This is a genomic window from Anderseniella sp. Alg231-50, from assembly GCF_900149695.1.
Taxonomy (GTDB): domain Bacteria; phylum Pseudomonadota; class Alphaproteobacteria; order Rhizobiales; family Aestuariivirgaceae; genus Anderseniella.
On the sequence record NZ_LT703003.1, the window covers coordinates 444,749 to 470,037 of the forward strand.

Sequence of the window (25,289 nt, forward strand, 5' to 3'; positions counted from 1 at the left end):
GACAACAGAGTTAGCATATCGGCAATTCGGAGTCGGCTGTAACGATCACTTATCAGCCGCATACGGGTTGATTTTCGTGGATAAACAGGCGCACCAAGACGTTTGGTCCAAACTTTCATCGTATCGCCAAAGGCGCTCGGACAAACCATCGGTAAAGCGAATCATGGACATGTATCAGGCAGTTACACACGACATAGAAGTATCGGTCCTGCCGCAGTACCTGGACGACCGCTCCGCGCCTGATGAAAACTACTATGTCTGGGCCTATACGGTGTCGATTGAAAACAAGGGCGACAAAACCGTCACCCTGCGCACCCGACACTGGGAAATCATCGATGCCAACGGCCAGCGCCAGGATGTTGACGGAGAAGGCGTCATCGGCAAGCAACCGACGCTCGGCCCCGGCGAGCGGTTTGAGTATACCTCCGGCTGCCCGCTGGCCACGCCGAGCGGCTTCATGGCCGGTTTCTACACAATGGAAGGCGCCAACGGGGAAATGCTGCAGGTCGAAGTCCCGGCGTTTTCGCTGGACTCGCCAGATGCTCAACTTACCATCAACTGACGCGTCCTGAGAATTTTGGAGACCTTTAAGCCTTGAGTATCCAGCACACCATGTCGTCAGCAGAAATGCTGGGACACCTGATCAGTTTTGACACCACGTCGTGCAACTCCAATTTTCCGCTGATCGAATTTGCCGAAGCGTTTTTGCGCGAACAGGGCATCGAAGCCGTACGGGCAGACTATGCGCCCGGCAAGACCAATCTTGTCGCCAGCATCGGGCCTGCCGTTGATGGCGGGGTCGTGCTGTCGGGCCACACCGATACTGTGCCTGTAACCGGCCAGACCTGGGCCACCGATCCGTTCAGCATGACCGATGTCGGCGGCAATCTGTTTGGCCGCGGCACCTGTGACATGAAAGGGTTTCTGGCGTGCTGCCTGGCTGCAGTCCCGCAGCTCAAGGCACGCAACCTGAAGCGCCCGGTTCATCTGGTGTTTTCATGCGATGAGGAAGTGAGCTGTGAAGGTGTGATCCCTGCCGTCAGGCGCTTCGGCCACGACATGCCGACACCTTCGATTTGTATTGTCGGAGAGCCGACCATGATGGACGTGATGACGGGCCAGAAGGCATGCCAGGCGTTTGTGACAACCATCACCGGTGTTGAAGCCCACTCCAGCAAACCGGCGCTGGGCTGGAGCGCGCTGAATGAAGCCAACCTGCTGATCACCGAGATCAATGCCATTGCGCAGGAAATGCGCGACAAGGACAACGCGAACTGCCCGTTCGACCCGGCCTTCACAACCGTGCACGTGGGTGCCGTGCACTCCGGCACGACAGTGAACATCGTTCCCAACCTGGCTACGATCTCGTGGGAGGCACGGTTGCTGCCGGATCAGGACACCAGTGAAATTCGCGACCGGGTCGCACGGTTCGTGCAAGGCCGCAACGAGGTGATCCGTGCGACATATCCCGATGCCGGGATTGAGACCGACAATTACGTCAATGTACCCGGGCTGGAACCGGAACCGGACGGCGAGGCAAAATCACTTGCCATGCGGCTCACCGGCACAAACCACACCGGGGTGGTGTCGTACGGCACCGAAGCCGGCCACTTCCAGGCGGCAGGCATGTCGACGGTTATCTGCGGGCCGGGATCGATTGACCAGGCCCACAAGCCGGACGAGTTCGTTGCCGCAGGCCAGCTTGTGGAATGTGACAGGTTTCTCGACCGGCTGGGAGATGACCTCAGCGGGTCTTAAGAGAGGTCAGATGTCTCCATATCCGTCATGCCGGCGCAGACACTCAACCAGACGGTGACAGCAAGCTGTTTTGGACCCCAGCCTTCGCCGGGGGGTGTAGTGATGTTGCAATTATCGAGCTCCAGGTTTCAGATCCATAAATCGAACAAACGTCGAATAGCTGACGTGCGGACGACGTTGTCTTTCGCCGCAGTCATGGCAATGGCCGGTTTCCACGCTTATCGCCTGAGCGTGCGATACAATTGGTGGCACTTTGAACCAAGACGGCAGATGGGTTCGCAATCGTCGCAAACCGACATGCCACTGAAATTAGCTGATATAGAGTGCTCAGGAAAAACCACTCGTATCTTTGGTATGCGTTCGCAGGAAGGGCCAGATAAACATTGGAAATCCCGAAGACAATGCACGCGGTTGTGCTAACTGGCCACGGAGGTCTGGAAAAACTACAGTACCGAACCGACGCCCCGGTCCCGAAAGCCATGCCCGGTGAGGTGTTGATCCGGACGGCGGCGGCAGGCGTCAACAATACCGATATCAACACGCGTATTGGCTGGTACTCAAAGGCCGTCCAGGAAGCAACGAATTCCGGCGGGGCTGTGGGTTTTGAAAGTGTCAACGACGACGACGCCAGCTGGTCCGGCAAGCCGCTCAGTTTTCCGCGGATTCAGGGCGCGGATGTCTGTGGCTATGTCGTGGCGGTTGGCGAAGGTGTCAGCGACGACCGTATCGGCGAGCGGGTAGTGGTGCGCAATATGCTGCGATCCTATGTCGAGTATCGTCCATATGAATGCTGGACGATCGGCAGTGAGTGTGACGGCGGCTTCGCCCAGTTTGTTGTGGCACCGGCACGCGAAACTCACTGTGTAGACTGCGATTGGACAGACGCAGAACTTGCTTCGGTTCCTTGCGCGTATTCCACCGCAGAGAACATGTTGCATCGCGCAGGCGTTGGCGCGGAACGGGTTTTGGTATCAGGCGCGTCAGGAGGTGTCGGATCCGCCGCTGTACAACTCGCCAAGCGACGCGGGTCAAAGGTGATTGCGCTTTCATCAGCGGCCAAAGCAACAGAAGTGGAAGCTCTTGGTGCAGATCAGGTTCTCGACCGGAACGCCGATCTGGTGGCAGAACTGGGTGCCGGCTCGATCGATGTGGTGATTGATCTGGTCGCAGGGGAACAATGGCCCGCCTTTCTCGATGTATTGCGACGCGGCGGGCGTTATGCAACCGCTGGCGCCATTGCCGGACCAATCGCTCAGATCGACGTGCGTACGCTTTATCTCAAAGATCTCACACTCATGGGATGCACCTTTCAGGAAGATGAAGTATTTGCCAATTTGATCAACTACATCGAAGCTGGTGAAATTCGTCCCGTTGTTGCCAAAACCTATCCGCTGCGCAACATCGCCCAGGCACAAGAGGACTTCCTGGCTAAGAACCATACCGGGAAACTGGTCCTGATCCCACCGGGGATTGCATCATGAAAATCGCTCAGTTGCACATCTACCAACATGATCTGCCGGTTAAAAACGGCCCGTATACGATGTCCTATGGTGAAATATCGGCATTGGACACGACGCTTGTAAAGCTCGTCACGGACACAGACATCGTCGGCTGGGGCGAAACGTGCCCACTTGGACCGATCTATGCCGAAGCTCACGCTGAAGGAGCACGCGCAGCACTTTCCGGCATGGCTCCAGGTTTGATCGGAACGGAGGTTTTGCCGCTTAGTGTACATCGACGAATGGATCAGCTGCAGAATGGTCACAGCTACGCCAAAGCTGCCGTGGACATTGCTGTGCATGATGCATTGGGCAAGTCACTTGGTCTGCGCATCGCGGATCTGTTGGGGGGCGTTGTGCGTGATCGCGTCCCTTCTTACTACGCGATCGGGATTGAAACGCCTGATGATGCAGCGCGGATAGCTGCCGAGAAGCGTGCAGAGGGCTACCCGCGGCTGCAACTGAAAGTCGGCGCGCATCCTCTGGAGCTCGACCTTGAAGTCATCCACAAGGTCTGGGAAGCCATCAGGGGTAGTGGCGTGCGTCTTGCCATTGATGCCAACAGAGGATGGACCACACGCGATACCATACACATCAGCCTTGCATGTCGTGACATCCCGCTTGTTATGGAACAACCATGCAGTACGAATGAAGAAATGCGTCAGGTGCGGTCAATGCTGCACCATCCACTTTACATGGATGAGAGTTCCCGTGACGTAAACACGGTTATCAGCGCTGCTGGATCCGGGTTAGTAGATGGGTTCGGGTGTAAACTCACAAGGCTGGGCGGATTGCATCCGATGACAACGGTGCGTGACATCTGTGCCGCGAGGAATTTGCCACACACATGTGACGACGCGTGGGGTGGCGATATACTCGCGGCGGCCTGTACGCACCTGGGGGCAACCGTGCGCCCCGATTTGTTGGAAGGCGTCTGGCTGGCCGCGCCCTATATTGATGGCCACTATTGCCCCGAAGTTTGCATAGAACCTAAAGATGGACACATCAATCTGCCCAAGGGCCCCGGGCTTGGCGTCACTCCTGATGAAGCGGCGTTTGGCCCGCCGGTTGTCGAATATTAAAAACCCAGTCCGGCCTGAGCTCACGAAAGGTCAGACAGGTTTGCGCGTTGCAGACATTGGAACAGACTGCTCGCTACCGAGCGTGAGTTACTCCGCATTCAGGATCTCATCTGCGTCAAACCGGTAGCTGGCCGAGCAGAATTCGCACTTCACGTCGATGTTGCCGTCCTCGGCCATGTGCGCCTTGTCGTCGTCCGGCATGGTGGCGAGAATGCCCTTCAGCCGGTCTGCCGAACAGGAACAATAGCGTTTGAGTTTCAGTTCCGGATAAACCGTGACGCCGTCTTCGTGAAACAACCGGTACAGCACGCGTTCCGATGACAGCAGCGGATCAATCAGCTCATGATCCTCCGCGGTTTCCAGCAGCAGTTTTGCCTTGCGCCAATTGTCGTCTTCATCGACCTCAGGCTCGCCGTTGCCTGACGGATCATCACCGGAATAGACCTGCATGGGGCTGATGCCGCCGTCTTCCGGCAGATGCTGGATCATGATGGCACCGGCGCGCCATTTGTCCTGCTGCCCGGCGCGGCCGACCAGCGGACCGGACGCGAGACGCAACAGGGTCGGGATTTGTTCGGACTGGCGGAAGTAGTCATGCGCCGCATCAACCAGCGAGGCATTGTTGAGCCCGACAATGCCCTGGTAGCGTTCCATGTCCTCACCCTGGTCAACCGTCATGGCAAGATGCCCGTTTCCGATGACGGACTGCGCCGTTACGCCACCGGTTGCCTCCAGGCGGGCAAGCGCGTCGGTATCGACACGCGCATAGCCCCTGATCTGGTCAGGCGACACGAAGTCAGCCACCAGCATAGACACCGGCCCGTCGGTTGACGTCTGCAGGATGAACTTGCCGTCGAACTTGAGCATGGCGCCGAACATGGCAACCAGTGCGACAGCTTCCGCCAGCACGGCGGACGCGGCCATCGGGTAATCATGGCGGCCCAGAATGTCATCGAGAATGCCGCCAAGGCGCACGACCCGACCGCGCACGCCCAGCGGCTTGATGTCAAACGGCAGTACCGCGTCCTCAACCGAAATCACGGTTGTTATGTCCAGCATCGAAGGTTCCGTCACGACTAAATCTATCCTCAAGTTTCCTACAGCTTGCCGAGACACCAGCGCAGGATGGCTTTCTGCGCGTGGAGCCGGTTTTCCGCCTCGTCAAAGACCACGGACTTCGCGCCGTCAATGACGGAGCCTGTGACCTCTTCTTCCCGGTGAGCCGGCAGGCAGTGCATGAAGACGGCGTCTTTATCCGCGCGCGCCATGAGGGCATCGTTTACCTGATAGGGCATCAGAAGATTATGACGGTTTGTTGCGTCCTGGTCGTTCATCGAAACCCAGGTGTCGGTGACCACGCAGTCGGCACCGGAGACAGCTTGCTGAGGGTCGGTTCCCAGATGCAGCCTGACGCCGTTGTCCTTGGCCCATTCAAGCGCTGCCTTGTCGGGCGCCAGCTCCGGCGGTGTTGCCACGCGGAGTTCGAAATCCAGCTTGCCGGCCGCATGTATCCACGAGGTCAGTACATTGTTGCCGTCACCGACCCAGGCAACGGACCGGCCGGAAATCGCGCCCTTGTGCTCCTGCAGCGTGAGCAAATCCGCCATGATCTGGCAGGGATGTGATGCATCGGTCAGCCCGTTGATCACCGGCACCGTTGCTTCTGCGGCCAGTTCGTGCAGTTTTTCCTCACCATGGGTGCGCAACATGATGGCATCCACCATGCGCGACAGCACCCGGGCCGTGTCTGCCACGGTCTCGCCGCGGCCAAGCTGCAGGTCGGCAGCCGACAGCACAAGTGACTCACCACCGAGTTGCCGGATGGCAACGTCGAAAGACACCCGCGTCCGGGTAGACGGTTTTTCGAAAATCATGGCCAGCAGATGACCCTCAAGCGGGCGCTGGCCGTCTGCGACGCCCTTTGGCAATCCGGCGCGGGCGCGCTTTGCGGACAATGCGCCGGACAGTATTGCATTGAGGTCATCGGTGGAGACGCCCGAGATATCCAAAAATGATTTCGTTGTGTCAGACATGATATATGCCGGAACCTCTTGAATTATTGGCCGGGACCCGGGGCCCCGAATTGAAACGGATTTCTAGTTGCTGGCAGTCGATGATCGAAGCTGGCGGCAAGCTGCTTCAATGCGCGCAACCGCCTGGGAAACTTCATCGGCGCTAATATTCAGCGGCGGCAGCAGGCGCACGACATTGTCGCCTGCACCAATAACCAGAAGATCATTGGCAACACAGGCTGCCTGAACGTCGGTGTTTGGAAGCTTGCATTCCAGGCCGAGCATCAGTCCGCTGCCGCGCCCCCCGGCAAGGATATCCGGGAATTCGTCTGTCAGGCCAGCAAGCTTCTGGCTCAACAACAATGACATCTGGCCCACATGATCCAGAAAGCCGTCTTCCAGAACGATGTCGAGTACGGCATTGCCGATTGCCATGGCCATCGGGTTGCCGCCATAGGTAGAGCCGTGAGACCCTGCGACCATGCCCTTGGCGGCCTCTGATGTGGCAAGGCAGGCTCCCAGCGGAAAACCACCGCCGATGCCTTTCGCCGACGCCATGATATCCGGCGCAATAGACGAATGCTGATGAGCAAACAGCTTGCCGGTACGTCCCATTCCACACTGGATTTCATCGAACACCAGCAGGATGCCGTGCTTGTCGCACAGTTCGCGCAAGCCTTTCAGGCATTTGGCAGGCACTGTCCTGATGCCGCCCTCACCCTGTATCGGTTCAACCAGAATACCGGCTGTTTCAGGCCCAATGGCGTTTTCAACAGCCTCGTGATCAGCAAACGGCACCTGGTCAAAGCCGTCAACGGCAGGGCCAAATCCGTCTATGTACTTTTGCTGACCACCGGCGGCGATGGTGGCCAGGGTGCGGCCATGAAAGGCACCTTCGAATGTGATCAGACGGTATTTTTCAGGGTGACCGCAGGCTGCGTGGTACTTGCGCGCCATCTTGATGGAACACTCCATCGCTTCCGCACCGGAATTGGTGAAGAACATGGTGTCAGCAAAGGTTGCCTCGCAGAGACGCTCGGCCAGGCGTTCGCCGTCGGGAATGCGATACAGGTTTGACGTGTGCCACAGCTTTTCAGCCTGTTTTTTCAGGGTGTCAACCAGATGCGGATGGCAGTGACCAAGCGCATTGACCGCGACACCCGCCCCGAAATCAAGCAGCGTGCGCCCGTCAGATGCCTTTACCCACGCACCTTCGCCGCTTTCAATGGAAAACGCCGTGCGATTATATGTCGGCAGAACAGCTTGTGTCATACTCAAACAGACCTTCCGGGTACGCCAACCCTTGAAACAGCAAACGCCACCGGCAAGCGGCGGCGTAACTTCGTGTTCCGTCAGTATATTGTGTTTTTAACACGTTGGCAACGTGAACACCGTGACGGCAAACCACCCGAAACTGATAAATCGGGTCTCAAAATCGCAATATGACGTCTGCCTGAGTCAGAACGCCGCATCGACCTGCCACAAAGCTGGGGATTAACCTGTGGTTAACCATGTTTTTGGGCCGAAGCTGGGGAAAACCGGTGAAATCCGTTGCCTGACTCTTGCACGAGATTCAGCCTATTTAGTAGGGTCCCGATCACAGTCTACGAAATGTAGCGATTTCTGTCCGTACATATGCGTTTCACGCCGAACCGATTATGGCCGGCGAATGAAGAAGGATTCCGCTTGTGAGCGATGAACAATTACCGGGTGAACCCCCACAAAAACTTCCCTGGACCGACGACCGGGTCGAGGCGCTGAAGAAGATGTGGGCCGAAGGCCTGAGCGCCAGCCAGATTGCAGCGAAGCTTGCAGGCGGTGTGACCCGTAATGCCGTGATCGGCAAGGTTCATCGCATGGGGCTGTCCGGACGCGTTACCCGGGCCCGGGTTTCCACACCGCGCACCCGCAAGACACGTGAACCGAGCCATCCAGGCCGGGCGAGTTCGTCAAGCAGTACACCGCGCACGGCAGGCAATAACGCACTGAAGCCACTGGCGTCGGTGAAACCCGAACCCATCCTCGAACCGGTACCGATCCATATTGCCGATATTCCGGTCGGTGAACGGGTCACCATCCTGATGCTGTCCGACAAAACCTGCCGCTGGCCGATCGGCGATCCCGGCAGTGAGGAATTCTGCTTCTGCGGCAAGGCACCAAAGGAAGGCGCACCTTACTGCGCCGGTCACGCAGCGCTTGCCTACCAGCCGCAGCGCGACAGAAGCCGCCGCACCGGCTGAACACGAAACCGCAGCAGTTTTTAAAAGATCCGGTGGCGCACCTGCTCCACCAGATTTTTTTGTGGCTTGCGGAAAACAGTCAGGCCTTGACTGCGCCGAAGCGCTCGTCAAACGAGTATCCCATGCCGCGCACGGTGCGGATCGGGTTAACCTCCCGGGCCCGGCTGATGGACTTGCGCAGGCGCCCGACGTGAACATCCACCGTGCGCTCGTCCACATAGACATCCCTGCCCCACACAGAATCGAGCAATTGCGAACGGGTGTAGACACGCCCGGGCGTCTGCATCATGTGTTCCAGCAGTTTGAACTCGGTCGGCGACAGGTCTATGTCACGCCCGGAACGCTGAACCCGGCGGGTGCGGCGGTCGAGAGAGATATCGCCGGCCTGCAGCATGTCGGCGACAGCATCGGGGCTGGAGCGGCGCAATAGTGACTTGACCCGCGCCAGAAGCTCCGGCACCGAAAACGGCTTGACCACATAGTCGTCGGCACCGGTGGCCAGGCCGCGCACCCGCTCGGTTTCCTCTCCGCGCGCCGTCAACATGATGATCGGCACTTCGCGGGTTTCAGAGCGCGCCCTGAGAGACCGGCATATTTCAATGCCCGACAGGTTGGGCAGCATCCAGTCCAGCACAATTATATCAGGCGTATCATTGAGCACGTCACGCACCACGTCCTCCGAGCCGTCGAGAGTACGCACGGTGTAGCCCTCGGCTTCAAAATTGTAGGCGAGCAGCTCCTGGATCGACTCTTCATCTTCGACAATCAATACACTTGCAGGCATTCGCTGGCTCCGTCTAGCCGATCAAACAATTACTTCTTGGCACGCGCCTCGATAGGGGTCAGGGAGGTGCTGTCCTCCTTTGGCCGGGGTCCGTCCAGCGTATCGCCGGTCACCAGATAATGGATGTTTTCAGCAATATTGGTGGTGTGATCCCCGATGCGTTCAATGTTCTTGGCGCCGAACAGCAGGTGGGTGCACATGCCGATGGTGCGCGCGTCTTCCATCATATAGGTCAAAAGTTCGCGAAACACCGAATTGTAGAGAGTGTCGATGCGGCTGTCATTATGCCAGACATCGTTGGCCTTCTGGGTATCAAGACTGGCGTAGGCATCCAGCACATCGGCCAGTTGTTCCAGGGCAAGGTCCGCCATCCGGCTCATCCCCGCATTGACCGAGCGCGGCAGTGGCTCGTTCACGGCAAGCGTCCTCTTGGCGATGTTCTTGGCCAAATCGCCGATCCGCTCCAGGTCGGACGAAATGCGGATGGCAACCATGATGGCGCGCAAATCTGCCGCCATGGGCTGGCGCATGGCGATCAGCTTGATGGCGTTGTCCTCGACTTCCTTTTCCAGGGCATCGATCTTGTCGTCGGCTGCAATGATATGCTCCGCCTTGGTGCGATCCGACGTGGACAATGCCTCAATGGCCTTGCCGAACTGATCTTCCGCCAGGCCGCCCATCTGGGCAATCAGATTGCGCAGCTTTCCGAGATCCTCATCGAATGCAGAAACAATGTGCGTGGTCATTCGGGGTCAACCTTTCTGATATGGATAATGCTCCGGCTGCAACTCAGCCGAAGCGGCCCATGATGTAATCCTGGGTGCGACGTTCTTGCGGGTTGGTGAAAATGGCTTCGGTGTCACCCACTTCCACCAGCGTTCCCAGATGGAAGAAGGCGGTGAGCTGCGACACGCGTGCCGCCTGCTGCATGGAGTGAGTCACAATCACGATACAATAATTTTGCCGCAGCTCATCTATGAGCTCCTCGATACGGGCTGTGGCAATCGGATCCAGTGCCGAGCACGGCTCGTCCATCAGAATGACATCCGGATTGACCGCGATGGCGCGTGCAATGCACAGCCGCTGCTGCTGGCCGCCGGACAGCCCGGTCCCCGGCGCATCGAGACGATCTTTCACTTCCTCGAACAGACCGGCGCGCTTCAAAGAATTGACGACGATCTCCTCAAGATCGGTTTTGGACTGGGCCAGGCCGTGAATACGCGGGCCATAGGCGACATTTTCCATGATCGATTTCGGAAACGGGTTGGGTTTCTGGAACACCATGCCGACGCGTGCTCGCAGCTGCACGACATCAAGGTCGGGGTCGTATATGTCATTGCCGTCAATAGTGATCTCACCCCCAACCCGGCAGATCGGGATGGTGTCGTTCATGCGGTTGATACAGCGCAGGAACGTCGACTTGCCGCACCCTGACGGGCCGATAAAGGCAGACACCGCACGGTCGGGAATGGCGATGTCCAGCGGGTAGATCGCCTGCTTTTCACCATAGTGGACTGTCACATCCCTGGTCACGATTTTCGGAGTGCCCTGTTTCATGATCAGCGGCTCGGCCGGCGTCATGATGGTTTTATGGCGTGTGTCAGTTTCCATTACCGCAGCGTCCATTTTATTTCTCCAATCGAACCAAACTCAAGAATGACAAATACTACCAACGGCGCTCAAACTGCCTGCGCAGGAAAACGGCAAGCGCATTCATCAGGAACAGAAAACCGAGCAGAACCATGATCGCGCCGGCCGTCTTGGCCTGGAATGCCGCCTCGGGCAGGTCAGACCACAGAAATATCTGAACCGGCAGAACCGTCGCGGCATCACTGAACCCGGTCGGCACATCCACGATAAAGGCGACCATGCCGATCATCAGCAGCGGTGCCGTCTCTCCGAGCGCCTGGGCCATCCCTATGATGGTGCCGGTCAGAATCCCCGGCATGGCCAGCGGCAGAACATGATGGAAAACCGCCTGCTGGTGCGACGCACCGACCCCGAGGGCACCTTCGCGTATCGATGGCGGTACCGCGCGCAGCGCAGCACGCGAGGCAATGATGATTGTCGGCAGTGTCATAAGCGCCAGCACCATGCCGCCGACCATCGCGGATGACCTCGGCAGGCCGAAGAAATTCAGGAAAACAGCAAGCCCCAGCAAACCGAAGACAATCGACGGTACAGCCGCGAGGTTGTTGATGTTCACCTCGATCAGGCGGGTAATACGGTTGCGGGGTGCAAACTCCTCCAGGTAAATAGCCGCCGCGACACCGATCGGCAGGGACAATATCAAGGTAACCAGCAGGGTCAGAGCCGACCCGATCATGCCGCCGAGCACGCCTGCCACTTCGGCTTCGCGACTGTCGCCACGCTGGAAGAACGGCCAGTTGAAACCGCTGTTGACCATCCCGGCATCCCGCAGACTGGTCAGCCAGATGATTTCCTTATCATTGATCCGGCGATCTGCTTCCGGCTGGGAATACTCGACCAGAGACCAGTTGCCAGCCGCAACTGCGTCGGTTGCCGCGACCGGCATGTAAGCCTGGCCGGTGATGTAGTTGCTGCCGACTTCGGCAATCTTGACCACGCCTCTTTCAGGTAACCAGACAAAGTATGACGGCAATGCAGATGTCAGTATTTCTGCGCCTGACGGGTTTTCTATGCTCGCAGAAAGCTTGTCCGTCTGCGCTTTCAGACGCTCCAGTGCGGCCGCCACGCTGCTTGTGTCAGCCCGCAGCTTTGCCAGGCGCCGTTTCGCCGGATGGGTATCGGTTGCCGCGGTGCCTGCTTCAGCGACGGCGGCTTCGGCAACCGGAGTTTCGGCCGCCAGCCGGTCACGTACCCGCTCCAGTTTCGATGCGTCCAGCGACAATCTGGCCCGCCGGGTTTCAAGCTGTTGCTTCACCCTGGCCAGGACACCGGTAAAATCGTCACCACTTGAAGTCAGCCTGAAATCCTTGCCAACCTCTTCCACCGAGAGGCTGCCGCTCACCGGAAGAGCGGCTTCATCAGTGCTCATGCCCTGCAGGAACAGGTCCGCTTCGTCGGAGAGCTTCAGGTCAAGGCGCTGTGTCGTACCAATGAGTGCCGGATTGGCGATGATCTCCCTGCGTACCTTGTCGGCTGCATCAAATGACAAGAGTTTCGGCAAGGCGCGTCGGTCGCTGCGCGACTTGACACCAGGGAACTGGGCGCGGATGGCGCTGTTGACGATGGAGTTGAAGTTGCCCTTGTTGATGGCATCGGCGTCGATCTTGCTGTCATCCAGGGCGACATCAAGCGTAACCGTATTGGCCTCGAACGCCGGCAGGCCTTTCAGCAGAATGTCACTCAGCAACAGGACCAGAAACGCGCAGGCAAAACCAATCGCGGCTAGGCCGTACCAGCGAAACCTGGCTTCCGCCCGATAGCGTTTTTTGATGCGGGATGCATCGAGCGCTTGCGACATCGGCTTTCCGGGCTGTGCAGAAACTGGATTGGCCATGTCAGTCATACTGTTCCTTAAAGCGCGACACGACGCGCAGGGCGATCATGTTCAAAATGAGCGTGAAGAAGAACAGGACGAAGCCGAGTGCAAATGCCGATAGCGTTTTCGAGCTGTCGAATTCCTGATCGCCAACCAGGAGGGTCGCAATCTGCACGGTGACCGTTGTCACTGCCTGCAGCGGATTGAATGTCTCGATCAGGTCCCAACTGACCGCATGGGCTGCAAGACCGGCCGCCATGACCACGATCATGGTCTCTCCGACAGCACGGGAGACAGACAGCATGAAGGCCGACACAATGCCCGGCAGCGCGGCTGGCAACACCACTTTTTTCACCGTCTCAGACTTGGTGGCGCCCATGGCGTAGGACCCGTCCCGCAAGGATTGCGGCACGGCGTTGATGACATCGTCAGACAGTGACGACATGAACGGAATGATCATCACGCCCATGACGATGCCCGCAGCCAAAGCGCTCTCAGATGCCACTTCCAGGCCGATGCTCTCACCCCATCGGCGTATCAGCGGAGCGACGGACAGGGCTGCAAAGAAGCCGAACACGACCGTTGGAATGCCAGCCAGGACTTCCAGTATCGGCTTGGCGACCGAGCGCGCGCGCGGGCTGGCGTATTCAGCCATGTAAATGGCCGCAAACAATCCGATCGGCCCCGCCACGCACATGGCAATAAACATGACCAGCGTGGTCCCGATGAACAGCGGCACCGCACCGAATGCACCGGACGATCCTACCTGGTCTGCACGCAAGGCTGTCTGCGGGCTCCACTGGGTGCCGAACAGGAACTCGGTAACCGGAACCTTGGCGAAAAACCGAAAGGTTTCGAATATGACCGAGAACACGATTCCAACAGTGGTCAGGATGGCGACTGCCGAACAGGCAATCAGCACCACCAGGAAAATGCGCTCCACGGAATTGCGGGCGCGGAACTTGATGGACAATTTTCGCGACGCAAGGACGGCTGTGCCGACACCGACCAGCAAGGCGACGGCAAGTTGCAGCCAGCCCGACACGGACCGGAGGTTTCCGAACACCTCACCTGCAGCACGCACGCCTTGAGGATAGGCACTTAAACGATCGGCATCAGTAATCGCGCCTGATGCGATCAACCGAATGTCGCGCATGACTGCATCGCGCGCCAGTTCGTTGGCCGGCTGCAGGTCCGCAGGCAAGGCAGACAGTGCCTGACTTGTGATGTAGGCCCCGCCGAGGGCAGGCCATAACACCGCGATCAGCAACAGCGGAATGGCCACCATGAGGGCGACGAAGTAACCATGATAATAGGGCAGAGAATGCAACTGGCCCGCCGTGCCGCCCAGCGCCGAGCCGCGCGACTTTCCATAAAAGAACGCCAATACGACCAGAACGGCAACAAGGACAAGCATTACAACCTCGAAACTTTCTTGAGCCAGCGGCCTGGCGGAACATCAATCAAGCCGGAAAGCCTGCAAGGTAAAGAACCGGCAACCCCTATCGGGTTGCCGGCCAAACAACGGACAACTACATGGAAAGTCCGGTGCCGTTCTTGACAGCATCGCGAACCTTGGAAAGCTCTTCTTCCGGCAACGGGATCAAACCCTTGGCAGGCAGGTAGCCATCTTCGCCCATTGCGTTTTCGGACACATACTCATCCATGAATTCCTGCATGCCGGGAATGACGCCGACGTGCTGTTTCTTGGCATAGATGAACAATGGGCGCGACACCTTGTATTCACCGGATGCAATGGCGTCGAAATCCGGCTTCACGCCCTCGACAGCGGCACCCTTGATCTTGTCCTGGTTCTCTTCAAGGAACGAGTAACCGAAGATGCCGAACGCGTCAGGATTGGCTTCCAGCTTCTGAACGATCAGGTTGTCGTTCTCGCCGGCTTCAACAAAACCACCGTCTTCACGCATTGTGTCGGAGATCTTGCGGAATGCCTTTTTGTCTTCCTTGCGCAGCGCCTTGAGGTTTTCAAAGCTCTTTGCGCCCGGACGCATGACCAGTTCAACGAAAGCATCACGGGTACCGGACGTTGGTGGAGGGCCGAGGACCTCGATCTTGTTGGCCGGCAGCGATGCATCAATGTCAGACCACAGCTTGTTCGGGTTGGGCACCATCTTGCCGTCCGCACCCGGGACTTCCTTGGCCAGGGCCAGGAAAATCTGCTGCTTGGAAAGCGTTACGTCGGATGCACCCTTTGAGTGCGAGAATGTAATGCCGTCAAAACCGACCTTGATTTCGATAATGTCGGTGACGCCGTTCTTCTGGCACATTTCAAATTCTGATTTCTTGATTGCACGGGATGCGTTGGAAAGATCGGGATGTTCTGCACCGACGCCTGCACAAAACAGCTTCATGCCGCCGCCGGTACCGGTAGACTCCACAACCGGCGTCTTGCCGGCCGACTTGCCGAACTGTTCAGCGACAGCGGTGGTGAACGGATACACCGTGGATGAGCCAACAATGCGAATCTGGTCGCGAGCCTGCGCAGCACTTGCCGCTGCAATGGCCGCCAGTGCAACGGTGGCCGTAAGAAGGGTGCGTTTGAGCATGATGAATTCCCTGTTGTGACTGTTTAAGATTGAACAAGAGGCCCGTCGTGGACACTCTCTCAAAGCTAACGGCACAATCACTATGCCTGGCACCATGCAATTGTGTGACAGTTACATGACAGTTGAATGACAGTTTAAGTTACTGATAATAAAAAGATTATTCCGCAGCTCTTGCCACTTCACCGGACACCGGCAGCGTCAGTTTGAAGATGCTGCCTTCCCCTTTGCGCGACGTTATGTCGAGTTGGCCACGATGGCGCAGCGCAATGTGCTTGACGATAGCCAGTCCGAGGCCGGTTCCACCGCCGGAACGGCTCTCCTGCACGCTCACCCGGTAAAACCTTTCCGTCAGCCTGGGCAGGTGTTGTGCATCAATGCCGGCACCGTAGTCGGCTACAGCCAGTTCAATCTGCCCGCGTCCGGAGTTGTGGGCGACAGACACGTCTATGCCACGCTCTGATGCGCCGTACTTGATGGCGTTTTCGATGAGGTTTTGCGTGACCTGGATCAGTTCGTCGCGCTCGCCATTGACGATCATGCCCAAAGGTGCATCCACCCTTACTTCGCAATCAGATTCTGATGCCCGTACGGCCAGAAGCTCCACGCAGTAGCGCGCCACTTCCGACATGTCGACATGATCGGACGGGGTACGGTGCAAGTTCATTTCAATGCGTGACAACGACAACAGGTCGTCGATCAGCCGCCGCATGCGATGAGCCTGCTCCAGCATTCTGCCGAGAAATTTTTCGCGCGCCCTGGCATCGTTTCTGGCTGATCCCTGCAGGGTTTCGATGAACCCGGTCATGGATGCCAGCGGCGTGCGCAGCTCGTGACTGGCATTGGCAACGAAATCAGCCCGCATTTTTTCAAGCTGCTGCTGTGTACTCAGATCGCGCAACAAAACGGTTACCGCTGGCGCTCGGGGCCCGTCGATCATTGCAACCGGCGTAATGAACACTTCGAACAGCCTGCCGCCACCGGTGCGGCGTTCATAGTGCACCTGATCCGGTGCCCCACTGTCGACAACGCGCTCTATCGCTTCCAGGACTGCCGGCGCACGGATATGCTGAGACAGGTGCTGGCCAATCATGTTCTGGCCGGTCAGCTCAGCTGCCGGTTGATTGTGGGAAAGGATAGTACCGCTGTCGTCCAGCATTATGAACGGATCCGGCACAGCACGGATGATGGTATCCAGAATAGCTGCAGTATCAGGTTGCAGTCTGGTACGACCAGCCTCATCATCTGGAGGCTGGGGCCGTGCGTCATCGCCTGACGGGTGTCGGTTCCAGATCATAAAGGGAAACATGATCTTAAAATCATGCCATGGCAATATGACAAACTTGCAAGATGACCCACGCAGCGGTCCGGACGAAGACGAGATTTGGGACTTCATGGAGGCGGGGACACAGTTTTACCCGGCCGACACGACTGAATTGTCAATCGGCGAACAACGCCGGTGCTATGACAATTTGTGCACCCACTTTCATGCCGGGAGACCGGACGGCCTGAAGGTGACAGACCTGACCTGCCCAGGTCCGGCCGGTGTCATTGCGTTACGCCAATATGTGCCTGAAAACTGCAATGGCGGCAGCGCAATATACATGCACGGCGGCGGTTTCATTCTGGGCGGCCTCGACAGCCATGACGATATCTGTTGCGGCATTGCCGTCGAGGCTGGCATCACCGTAATTGCAATCCACTACCGATTAGCTCCTGAACACACCTTCCCGGCGGCGTTTGATGATTGCATGGCGGCGGTGGAGTGGGTTTTCGACAATTCAGGCATGCTGGACATCGATGCCGGCCGGATCGTGCTCGCAGGAGATTCTGCCGGTGGCAATCTGGCCGCCGCGGTCTGCATTGCAAGACGCGACCAGCGGCAGAAAATGCCGGTCGGCCAGGTGCTGGTCTATCCGGCACTCGGTGGCGACAGATCCAGAGGGTCTTATGTATCGCGACGACATGCGCCGGGGCTGACAACAGCCGACATCGAGTACTACGATCAGATGTATCTGGGGACAGTGGCAGCAGGCACCCGATCGCCCAAATTTCACGCACCTCTGCTTGAGACCGATTGTGCAGGGCTCCCGCGCGCCTTTCTGGTAGCGTGCGAATGGGACCCGCTGCGTGATGACTGTTTTGACTATGCGGACCGCCTGCGTTCGGCAGGTGTCGCAGCGCAGGTGCGTCATGAACCGGAACTGGTGCATGCCTGCTTGCGCGCGCGCCACACATCGCCCGCGGCCAGAGCCATGTTCGAGGCGATCAGCGCTGCAATTTCAGACATGGCGCAATGACTTGAGCCAGGACACCGCAATCATCGACCAGTTCCCGCGCCAGGTGCGTGAGATTGAGAACCAGTGGATCACCCTGACGGACGGCACAAGGCTGGCGGCCCGCATCTGGCTGCCTGCTGACGCCGAAGACAACCCGGTTCCGGCAATCCTGGAATACCTGCCTTATCGCAAGCGCGACGGTACCGTGGAGCGGGACCAGCTGACACATCCCTACTTTGCCGGCCACGGCTATGCCTGCGTGCGGGTCGATATGCGCGGCTGTGGCGAGTCCGACGGTGTGCTGGAAGACGAATACAGCCGGCAGGAACTGGATGACGGCGTCGAAGTGATCAGCTGGCTTGCCGGACAGGCCTGGTGCAGCGGCACAGTCGGCATGATGGGAATTTCGTGGGGTGGCTTCAACGGCCTGCAGATCGCCGCCATGCGGCCTGAACCGCTAAAAGCGGTTATCACCCTGTGTTCAACCGATGACCGGTATGCAGATGACATTCATTTCAAGGGCGGTTGCCTGATCAATGAGAACCTGGGTTGGGGCGCCACCATGCTGTCGTACTCATCACGCCCGCCGGATCCGGCGCTGGTTGGCGACGGCTGGTTCGACACCTGGATGCAGCGATTGGATAACGAGCCGTTCCTGGCAGCGCGGTGGCTGCGCCATCAACGCCGTGACGACTACTGGAAGCATGGCTCGATATGCGAGGACTATTCCGGCATCGAGGCTGCTGTATTGGCGGTCGGCGGCTGGAACGATGCCTATTCCAACGCCATATTCCGAATGCTGGCGCACCTGAAGGCACCGGTGAAAACAATTATCGGGCCGTGGGCGCACAAGTATCCGCATTTTGCCGTTCCCGGCCCGCGCATCGGTTTCCTGCAAGAAGCCCTGAGATGGTGGGATTTCTGGCTGAAAGGCGAGGCGACGGGTGTGCTGCGTGACCCGGCCGTGCGCACCTATGTCATGGCATCGACACCGCCTGCCGCCCTGCCGCCCCATATTCCGGGAAAATGGATATCGGAAGCGAGCTGGCCGGGCCAGTCGAGCCAGCCGAACCGGCTTTACCTCACCCCGGACGGATTGCGTGAGGCCCCTGGCGAAGAACAGGCTCTCAGTCTCAGTTCACCGCAGACAACCGGGCGCGACGGCGGTGAGTTCTGCGTCATCTGGATGGGACCGGAATTTGCCGGCGACCAGGCGCGCGACGATGCAGGTTCGGTTGTGTTTGACAGCCAGCCCCTGGGAGCCGACATGGACCTGGTCGGCCCGGTCGAACTGGAGCTGGAGTTTTCCAGCGACAAGCCGGTCGCCCTGCTGGCCGTACGCCTGAACGATGTGCGTCCGGACGGCAGCGTATCGCGCATCACTTACGCACTGCAGAACCTGACCCATATTGTCAGCCACGAACATCCTGAGCCACTCGAGCCGGGTGAGAAATATTTCTGCCGGATCAGGCTGGACGACGTGGCACGCACCCTGCCAGAAGGCCACAGGCTGCGACTTTCCCTGTCCACCTGCTACTGGCCGATGATGTGGCCGGCGCCGGAACCGGTCACGCTGGATATACATACTGCCAGATCCTGGCTGACGGTGCCTGTGCGCGCACCGGTGCCCGGTGAAAATGCGCCGGTGTTTCCCGAACCGGTATCGGCACCACCTGTGGACCTCGTCGAACTGCGCGTACCATCGAACTCGCGGGAACAGACCGAGGATGCAGATACAGGCGAAGTCACCATGTCAATCGAGGACGATTTCGGCCTGTACCGGAATGCACAACACGGCCTGATCACAGGTGAAGTGGGCCGCGAAACCCACAGCATTCGCCCGGACGACCCGCTATCGGCCCGCATGACAACTCACTGGACACAGGAAATCCAGCGTGATGACATTGTGCTGCGCACGGAAACCTGGTCGACAATGCATTCCTCGGCCGGTTATTTTCACCTGACCGCCCGCATTGAAGCCTGGCACAATGAAAAACTGGTGTTTGAACGTGACTTCGCAGAAGACATCGCGCGCGACCTCAACTGACAAAACTGTCTCCGGACAGTCAGGCGGTACTATTTCGACTGGGCTTCGTCGATAATCGCATTGAGCCGGTCCGGCTCGACCAGCACCAGGCCACCTCGGGTCTTCTCAATAACACTCTTGCGGGCCAGGCTGGCCAGTTCACGCGTCACCACTTCGCGCTGGGTGGAAATCCTGTCAGCCAGTTCACGCTGCAGCGGCGGTGGCGACACGATACGCTGCTTTTCATTGCCCATCCTGGGACGTGACAATCGCAACAATTCGGCGCACAGGCGCTGCTTCGCCGTGAGGAAGGCATACTCGCCCAGACGCTGGTTCAAGGTTCGCACCCGATCCGCCAGCATTTTCATCACCGACAGCCCGACCGACGGTATGGTGGTGCAGGCATCGCGGAACACCGCATCCGGCATCACGCAGATCCGGGTTTTTTCCAGCGCTGTCACATTGGCCGACCGCGGCAGCCCGTCGATGGCCGCCATTTCCCCGAAATACCGGCCGCCCTGCATATCATCCAGAATAACCTCGCGACCCGAAGCCGTGCGCAGCAGAATCCGTACCCGGCCATCGACGACAAACAGCACTTCAGCCGTATCGTCTTCATAGTCGATAATAAGCTCGTTCTCGGCAACCGAACGCCAGACGCAATGCACCGACAAGCGGCGGGCGTCTCCATCCCCCAGTGCCGTAAACAATGGTATTTCTCTGATCTCATCCACGGCGGCGATGATGTGCTGCAATGAGTTTTTTTTCAACCATTACCGCACGTAAAATCGAATTTGCGCAGGATGTGCAAATTCTCACATAACAAAAACGTGAGCGGTCCTAAGGTTTCAGGCAACGAAAAGACGCAGACAAACATGGAGGTGATTTGACATGACGCTTTTTGCACATAACCAAATTCTACCATTGTCGCTGATCATCGGCCTGTCTGTTGTTGCAATGATCTGGGTGACCAATGCCTCCCTCGACAGACAACCCAACATTGTTTCCAAAGTGGTGTCCATGATACCGCATCAACAGGCCGCAGAAGTCGAAAAAACCAGCTGTTACAGATACTTGCGAACAGCGAGAGCCGCAGGATCCAGTTATTGGTGGCAGAAGTATAAGAGCTGCATTGCAGCAATTTAGCTGATGCAACCAATTCGGGATGCAGGGTTCCACCCCCGGGCCCTGCATCCCACAGACCTGCCCTCAGGTATTACCGTCGATAAAGCCTGAAATCGCCTGCGCAGCCTCGGTCCAGTTCTCCTGTGCCGTGCGGCCGGATTTTTTCGGGGGTGTAAGATCATGATTGCCCGAAGCCGACCAGAAAACCTGCATGTTGGCCGGCAGTTCATAACCTGCAACATCATCCTTGTTGCCGAACGGGTCACGCTCGCCCTGCACGATCAGCGCCGGGCAGGTGATTGCCGGCAAGTGTTGTGTCCTCAAGCTGTCAGGCTTGCCGGGCGGATGAAACGGATAGCCCAGGCATGCCAGCCCGGCTATGTTGCTGCCGTCCTGCGGGTCGGCAGCAATCATGCTGGCCACCCGCCCCCCCATGGACTTGCCGCCGATGAATACCGGACCATCCGGGAACCGGGACATGACCTGCTGAAATTCATCAATCAGGCCCGGCATGCGAGGTGGCGGCCGTCTCTTGCCGTCAGTCCGTCGTGCGCGCATATAGGCGAATTCGAATCTCACCACATGAACCCCGCAGCCAGCTAACAGGCCTGCCATCTCGGTCATGAAGTCTGAGTCCATCGGCGCACCTGCGCCGTGGGCCAGCAGCAGGATCGGGCCAGTAGCAGGACCATCCTGCAGAAGAGGTGTGGGTGCCGGCATGATGAACCCTCCGCTGGCCAACCCGGGTCGCGACCCCAGGATCAGTATGGAGATTGCGGGAAGAAGCGATTGTAGATCAGGGTGAACCGTCCGGATGTCTGCAAGCGGTCGAGACCATAGTCCAGCACTTTGCGCAAATCATTGTCTTCGCGCCGAACTACCATAGACAGCGGCTTTGAAAACCGCGACCTGTCGACGTATCCACGCCCGACAAAATGGCAGCACTGCCTGGAAATCGTGCCTTGCAGCCAGAACATCAGGCGAAACGCGTCATCGAACACAATATCAACCTTGCCGGTGCGGGCCGCTTCGTAAAGGCCTTCATGGTTTGGATAGGACACCAGCAATGAGCGGTTGAAATACTGCTTGATGAAGCTGGCGTGGGTTGTGCCTTCGCGAACCCCGATGCGCTTACCGGCCAGGGTGCGAACATCGGTTTTTCTGATCGGGCTTGAGGTTCGTGTCGCAAACCGCCCGAACGGGCGCAGGAACGGCCGGGTAAACTCCAGTTTTTCAAAATCCAGTTCGTCACGTCCTTTCATGTAGACCGCGACATCGGCCTCATTGGCGGTCAGGGCGCCTTCCATATTGACAGTATCCTGGATTACGAACTCGCACTTTATCTTCAGATCGGTGCACATGGCATCGACGGACAGCGGCAGAAACCCGGTCAGGGCGCCGGCGGTATCGCGGAATGCAAACGGCGGAAACTGGGTATCGACTGCAAACCGGACACGGCGCACCTTGCGCAGGCTGGTGGTCACATCGGCCTTTTCGACCTGCCGGAACAGGGGCAGTTCATCCGCTGCGAAGGCAGGCGCGGCACTGCCTGTGACGCCGATCAGACCGGCAACAGCGGCAATCTTGATGTATGAGAGCCACCCGCTTGCGCGGATGTGCTGTGCAACAGTGTTCATTCCGGCCTCGGCTCAAACCACATCGTTCATGCCACGCAAATCAACAGAGTGCGGACACGGACTAGCAGTACCCAATTTGCAGCGGCATAGAAAGACCTGACGGACTGTATTCGAGGTTAAACTGGAAAAGTAATGATCACGAGTACCCGCAAGTCAAAATACTGACGCGGCATTGGATCAGGATAGCTGGAGCGGGTGAAGGGAATCGAACCCTCGTCTTAAGCTTGGGAAGCTTCTGCTCTGCCATTGAGCTACACCCGCAACACGCTTCACGAGTAAACGACATTCCTTCTGCAATCTGTCAACCAGGATCACGCCATCCTGACAATTATGTCATCACGTGGATTTCATGGTAGTCTCTGGGCTTTGATAACGCTAGTTTCCCCGCCCATGAATGAAATCTCCAATCCACTTGTCGCCGAGTTTGAACCTATCGACCCGGCGAAGTTCAAGAACCCGGACCTCACGGCCCTGGGCGAGGTGCGCGCCAGTGTCAGCCTGAGTGCGCTGGAGACGCTGTGGATCAACACCGGCACGCTGTGCAACATCACCTGTGCCAACTGCTATATTGAATCCTCGCCGACCAATGACCGGCTGGAGTATTTCAAACTGGCCGATGCGGTGTCGCTGTTCGACGAGATTGCCACCCTCAAGCTGGGCACCAGGGAAATCGCCTTTACCGGCGGCGAACCGTTCATGAACCCGGACATGCCGGCCATGATGGAGGCAGCGCTTGCCCGCGGCCATGACGTTCTGGTGCTGACCAACGCCATGCAGCCCATGCAGCGGCTGAAAATCAAGACCGGGCTGGTCGACCTGAACGAACGCTATCCGGGCCGCATCACCCTGCGGGTCAGCCTGGACCATTACGGCAAGGCCCTGCACGAAGCTGAGCGCGGTCCGAAAACCTGGGACAAGGCGGTTGCCGGCATGGACTGGCTCAACGCACAAGGCTTCCAGATCGCCATTGCCGGGCGCACCTGCTGGGGCGAGACCGACGATATTTCCCGAACCGGCTACCGCGACCTGATCGCCGTGCGCGGCTGGCGCATCGACCCGGCCGACCGGGGCCAGCTGGTGCTGTTTCCGGAAATGAACGACAAGGCCGATGTGCCTGAAATAACCACCGCCTGCTGGGACATTCTGAGCAAACGCCCGGACGAGCAGATGTGCGCGACCAGCCGCATGGTGGTCAAGCGCAAGGGAGCCGATGCGCCTGCTGTATTGCCCTGCACGCTGCTGCCCTATGACGGGGATTTTGAAATGGGCCCCGACCTTGCCTCATCACTCAAGGCCGAAGGCGGCAACTTTGCCGACGGCGCGGTGAAACTGAACCACCCGCACTGTTCAAAGTTCTGCGTGCTGGGTGGAGCCAGTTGCTCGGGTTGAATTGAGTTTATTCCGCTCACGCAAGCAGCCTTCGGCTGCGCTCCGCTAGGGCGCGCTTCGCGCGGCGGCCAGTCGGCCTTGCCTCGGCACTAACGTGCCAGGGTTCATTCCGCTCACGCCAGCAGCCTGCGGCTGCGCTCCGCTGGGGCGCGCTTCGCGCGACGCGCAGTCGCGCTTGCCTCGGCACGTTCCGTGCCTCGGAGGGGAATTCATCACTACCGTTGTTCAGGGACGGAGAACGGCCCGAGCGAAGCGAGGAAAGCTGTTCGACCCCCAAAAAAGACTAACTAGCTCAAACAATATCCCATTTAGTCACCACCAACCCGTCTTCATACTTCTTCACGCGCTCGGAGACCCCCTTGCGGCTCAGCAAACCGGTCTGCGTGTCGAGATGGCTCACTACCGAGCCTGCATTGCAGGTGGCTGACTTGAGCGCGTCTTCAATGCTGGCGCCGGCGGTAATCATGCCGGCGAACGTCGAGGCGAAAGCGTCCCCGGCGCCGGCGGTTCCCTCCACCTCAACACTCGGCACCGTGCAATGCCAGATGGCCTCGGCCGTGCCGGCATAGGCACCGTCCGACCCATTGGTGACCAGCAGCATGTCGACGCCCAGGGACGTAATAGCCCGGACATAACTGTCAAACGGCAGGTTGAAGCCACCCGCCATCAGCCCCCTGTCGACCAGCGAATTGGGGTCTCCGGCAGGCTTGATCACGGTGCGCTGGTCGGCGGTGCCGTTGGCAATCAGGCGTGGCACAAGCTGTTCCGATTCGACCCGGTTCAGGGTCAGGATGGAAATCCGGTCGAGGCAGGCAAAAAACTCGTCGGCGCGTGACGACAACTGCCGGATGCCGGGGTTGGTGGCAATGCGGGCGCCGGCTGCACTGGCCTTGCCGATAACGTGGGGAAAACAGTCGGCGGACTCATTGGACAATCCGGAAATGAACACCAGGTCTCGTTCAAATGCGTCATCGGCAAGGTCTCGGGGCAACAGCGCCGTATTGGCGCCACGGGCGGTGAAAATACCGGCATTGTGTTCATGCGACGACAGCAGCACCGAAGAACCGGTTGCAAGCTCTCCGTCGCTGATCAGGAAATCCCGCGAAACGTTTTCACGTTCAAGCCGCTCGATGACGTCTTCGGCGTTGCGGCCGGCACCGGTCTTGACGAGGGCTGCGGTGTCAAAGCCCAGCCGCGACAGGGACACTGCCGTGTTGACGCCGCCGCCGCCGATATGGCGGGTCACGGATTCCGCATCGACCTTGCGGCCTTCCTCGACCAGCAGGTATGAGGCTTCCGCATTGCGCATGCGCATATGCTCGATGCGCTCCGGCGCGATGGTGACGATGATGTCTATAACGGCCGAACCGAGGGTGAGTGCCTTGAGTGTCATGTGGTTTACTTCTAAACAGTGAGCCAAATCGAACA

Annotated in this window: 23 protein-coding genes and 1 tRNA gene; 9 read left to right on the forward strand and 15 right to left on the reverse strand. The window is 58.4% G+C overall.

Going from position 1 to position 25,289, the window contains the following annotated elements; translation table 11 throughout:
- Nucleotides 1-169: 169 nt before the first annotated feature.
- The 4 genes from apaG (at nucleotide 170) to DHN55_RS02200 (ending at nucleotide 4,339) form a co-directional block, all read left to right on the forward strand.
- Nucleotides 170-562, forward strand: a complete 393-nt coding sequence (gene apaG / locus DHN55_RS02185) for a Co2+/Mg2+ efflux protein ApaG (RefSeq protein ID WP_108881658.1) — start codon at nucleotides 170-172, stop codon at nucleotides 560-562.
- Between the two features lie 32 nt (nucleotides 563-594).
- Nucleotides 595-1,758, forward strand: a complete 1,164-nt coding sequence (gene argE, locus DHN55_RS02190; protein WP_337659824.1) for an acetylornithine deacetylase — start codon at nucleotides 595-597, stop codon at nucleotides 1,756-1,758.
- Between the two features lie 401 nt (nucleotides 1,759-2,159).
- Nucleotides 2,160-3,239 carry a zinc-binding dehydrogenase gene (locus tag DHN55_RS02195; protein ID WP_108879764.1) on the forward strand — a complete coding sequence of 360 codons (1,080 nt, stop codon included), beginning with the start codon at nucleotides 2,160-2,162 and terminating at the stop codon, nucleotides 3,237-3,239.
- Complete coding sequence (locus DHN55_RS02200) at nucleotides 3,236-4,339, forward strand: enolase C-terminal domain-like protein (RefSeq protein ID WP_108879765.1); 1,104 nt, start codon at nucleotides 3,236-3,238, stop codon at nucleotides 4,337-4,339. Before DHN55_RS02195 ends, DHN55_RS02200 begins: the two co-directional genes overlap by 4 nt.
- An 87-nt stretch (nucleotides 4,340-4,426) precedes the next feature.
- On the opposite strand, the gene DHN55_RS02205 is transcribed toward DHN55_RS02200, so the two are convergent.
- From DHN55_RS02205 to DHN55_RS02215, 3 genes are all read right to left on the reverse strand, one after another.
- Complete coding sequence (locus tag DHN55_RS02205; RefSeq protein ID WP_337659825.1) at nucleotides 4,427-5,413, reverse strand: Hsp33 family molecular chaperone; 987 nt, start codon at nucleotides 5,411-5,413, stop codon at nucleotides 4,427-4,429.
- 23 nt (nucleotides 5,414-5,436) lie between these two features.
- Entirely contained in the window at nucleotides 5,437-6,372 is a 936-nt protein-coding gene (argF, locus tag DHN55_RS02210; protein WP_108879767.1) for an ornithine carbamoyltransferase, read from the reverse strand.
- Between the two features lie 63 nt (nucleotides 6,373-6,435).
- The gene (locus DHN55_RS02215; protein ID WP_108879768.1) at nucleotides 6,436-7,623 is read right to left on the reverse strand and encodes an acetylornithine transaminase; all 1,188 of its coding nucleotides are present in this window, start codon (nucleotides 7,621-7,623) and stop codon (nucleotides 6,436-6,438) included.
- 416 nt (nucleotides 7,624-8,039) lie between these two features.
- Here DHN55_RS02215 and DHN55_RS02220 point away from each other — a divergent pair, with 416 nt between their 5' ends.
- Nucleotides 8,040-8,591 carry a GcrA family cell cycle regulator gene (locus DHN55_RS02220; RefSeq protein WP_337659826.1) on the forward strand — a complete coding sequence of 184 codons (552 nt, stop codon included), beginning with the start codon at nucleotides 8,040-8,042 and terminating at the stop codon, nucleotides 8,589-8,591.
- A gap of 79 nt (nucleotides 8,592-8,670) precedes the next feature.
- On the opposite strand, the gene phoB is transcribed toward DHN55_RS02220, so the two are convergent.
- The 7 genes from phoB to DHN55_RS02255 form a co-directional block, all read right to left on the reverse strand.
- On the reverse strand, nucleotides 8,671-9,375 hold the full coding sequence (gene phoB, locus DHN55_RS02225; RefSeq protein WP_108879769.1) for a phosphate regulon transcriptional regulator PhoB: 705 nt from the start codon (nucleotides 9,373-9,375) through the stop codon (nucleotides 8,671-8,673).
- A 29-nt stretch (nucleotides 9,376-9,404) separates the two neighbouring features.
- Nucleotides 9,405-10,121, reverse strand: coding sequence for a phosphate signaling complex protein PhoU (gene phoU, locus DHN55_RS02230; RefSeq protein ID WP_108879770.1), 717 nt, complete (start codon nucleotides 10,119-10,121; stop codon nucleotides 9,405-9,407).
- 43 nt (nucleotides 10,122-10,164) lie between these two features.
- Nucleotides 10,165-10,956, reverse strand: a complete 792-nt coding sequence (pstB, locus tag DHN55_RS02235; protein ID WP_108881660.1) for a phosphate ABC transporter ATP-binding protein PstB — start codon at nucleotides 10,954-10,956, stop codon at nucleotides 10,165-10,167.
- An 85-nt stretch (nucleotides 10,957-11,041) separates the two neighbouring features.
- A complete protein-coding gene (gene pstA, locus DHN55_RS02240; protein WP_337659827.1) occupies nucleotides 11,042-12,859 on the reverse strand; it encodes a phosphate ABC transporter permease PstA in 1,818 nt (605 codons plus the stop codon).
- A 1-nt stretch (nucleotide 12,860) separates the two neighbouring features.
- Entirely contained in the window at nucleotides 12,861-14,258 is a 1,398-nt protein-coding gene (gene pstC, locus DHN55_RS02245; RefSeq protein WP_108879771.1) for a phosphate ABC transporter permease subunit PstC, read from the reverse strand.
- A gap of 115 nt (nucleotides 14,259-14,373) precedes the next feature.
- Nucleotides 14,374-15,408, reverse strand: a complete 1,035-nt coding sequence (locus DHN55_RS02250; protein WP_108879772.1) for a substrate-binding domain-containing protein — start codon at nucleotides 15,406-15,408, stop codon at nucleotides 14,374-14,376.
- A 157-nt stretch (nucleotides 15,409-15,565) separates the two neighbouring features.
- Nucleotides 15,566-16,702 (reverse strand): ATP-binding protein, encoded by a 1,137-nt coding sequence (locus tag DHN55_RS02255; protein WP_337659828.1) that lies wholly within the window; start codon nucleotides 16,700-16,702, stop codon nucleotides 15,566-15,568.
- 37 nt (nucleotides 16,703-16,739) lie between these two features.
- Here DHN55_RS02255 and DHN55_RS02260 point away from each other — a divergent pair, with 37 nt between their 5' ends.
- Together DHN55_RS02260 and DHN55_RS02265 are read left to right on the forward strand one after the other, a co-directional pair.
- Nucleotides 16,740-17,705, forward strand: a complete 966-nt coding sequence (locus tag DHN55_RS02260; RefSeq protein WP_337659829.1) for an alpha/beta hydrolase — start codon at nucleotides 16,740-16,742, stop codon at nucleotides 17,703-17,705.
- 1 nt (nucleotide 17,706) lies between these two features.
- A complete protein-coding gene (locus DHN55_RS02265) occupies nucleotides 17,707-19,731 on the forward strand; it encodes a CocE/NonD family hydrolase (RefSeq protein ID WP_337659830.1) in 2,025 nt (674 codons plus the stop codon).
- A gap of 29 nt (nucleotides 19,732-19,760) precedes the next feature.
- Here the strand turns inward: DHN55_RS02265 and DHN55_RS02270 are convergent, their stop codons facing one another.
- The gene (locus DHN55_RS02270; protein ID WP_108879775.1) at nucleotides 19,761-20,480 is read right to left on the reverse strand and encodes a cyclic nucleotide-binding domain-containing protein; all 720 of its coding nucleotides are present in this window, start codon (nucleotides 20,478-20,480) and stop codon (nucleotides 19,761-19,763) included.
- 121 nt (nucleotides 20,481-20,601) lie between these two features.
- Here DHN55_RS02270 and DHN55_RS02275 point away from each other — a divergent pair, with 121 nt between their 5' ends.
- Nucleotides 20,602-20,856, forward strand: coding sequence for a hypothetical protein (locus DHN55_RS02275; RefSeq protein ID WP_337659831.1), 255 nt, complete (start codon nucleotides 20,602-20,604; stop codon nucleotides 20,854-20,856).
- A 63-nt stretch (nucleotides 20,857-20,919) separates the two neighbouring features.
- On the opposite strand, the gene DHN55_RS02280 is transcribed toward DHN55_RS02275, so the two are convergent.
- The 3 genes from DHN55_RS02280 to DHN55_RS02290 all read right to left on the reverse strand — a co-directional run bounded on the left by DHN55_RS02280 (nucleotide 20,920) and on the right by DHN55_RS02290 (nucleotide 22,733).
- Nucleotides 20,920-21,555: an alpha/beta fold hydrolase gene (locus DHN55_RS02280; protein WP_108881663.1), complete on the reverse strand. Its 636-nt coding sequence runs from the start codon at nucleotides 21,553-21,555 to the stop codon at nucleotides 20,920-20,922.
- Between the two features lie 41 nt (nucleotides 21,556-21,596).
- Nucleotides 21,597-22,472, reverse strand: a complete 876-nt coding sequence (locus DHN55_RS02285; RefSeq protein WP_108879777.1) for a transporter substrate-binding domain-containing protein — start codon at nucleotides 22,470-22,472, stop codon at nucleotides 21,597-21,599.
- 187 nt (nucleotides 22,473-22,659) lie between these two features.
- Nucleotides 22,660-22,733, reverse strand: a tRNA-Gly gene (locus tag DHN55_RS02290).
- 129 nt (nucleotides 22,734-22,862) lie between these two features.
- Here DHN55_RS02290 and DHN55_RS02295 point away from each other — a divergent pair.
- A complete protein-coding gene (locus DHN55_RS02295; RefSeq protein WP_108879778.1) occupies nucleotides 22,863-23,861 on the forward strand; it encodes a radical SAM protein in 999 nt (332 codons plus the stop codon).
- A gap of 292 nt (nucleotides 23,862-24,153) precedes the next feature.
- On the opposite strand, the gene DHN55_RS02300 is transcribed toward DHN55_RS02295, so the two are convergent.
- Nucleotides 24,154-25,254, reverse strand: coding sequence for a carbohydrate kinase family protein (locus tag DHN55_RS02300; protein WP_337659832.1), 1,101 nt, complete (start codon nucleotides 25,252-25,254; stop codon nucleotides 24,154-24,156).
- Between the last annotated feature and the right edge of the window lie 35 nt (nucleotides 25,255-25,289).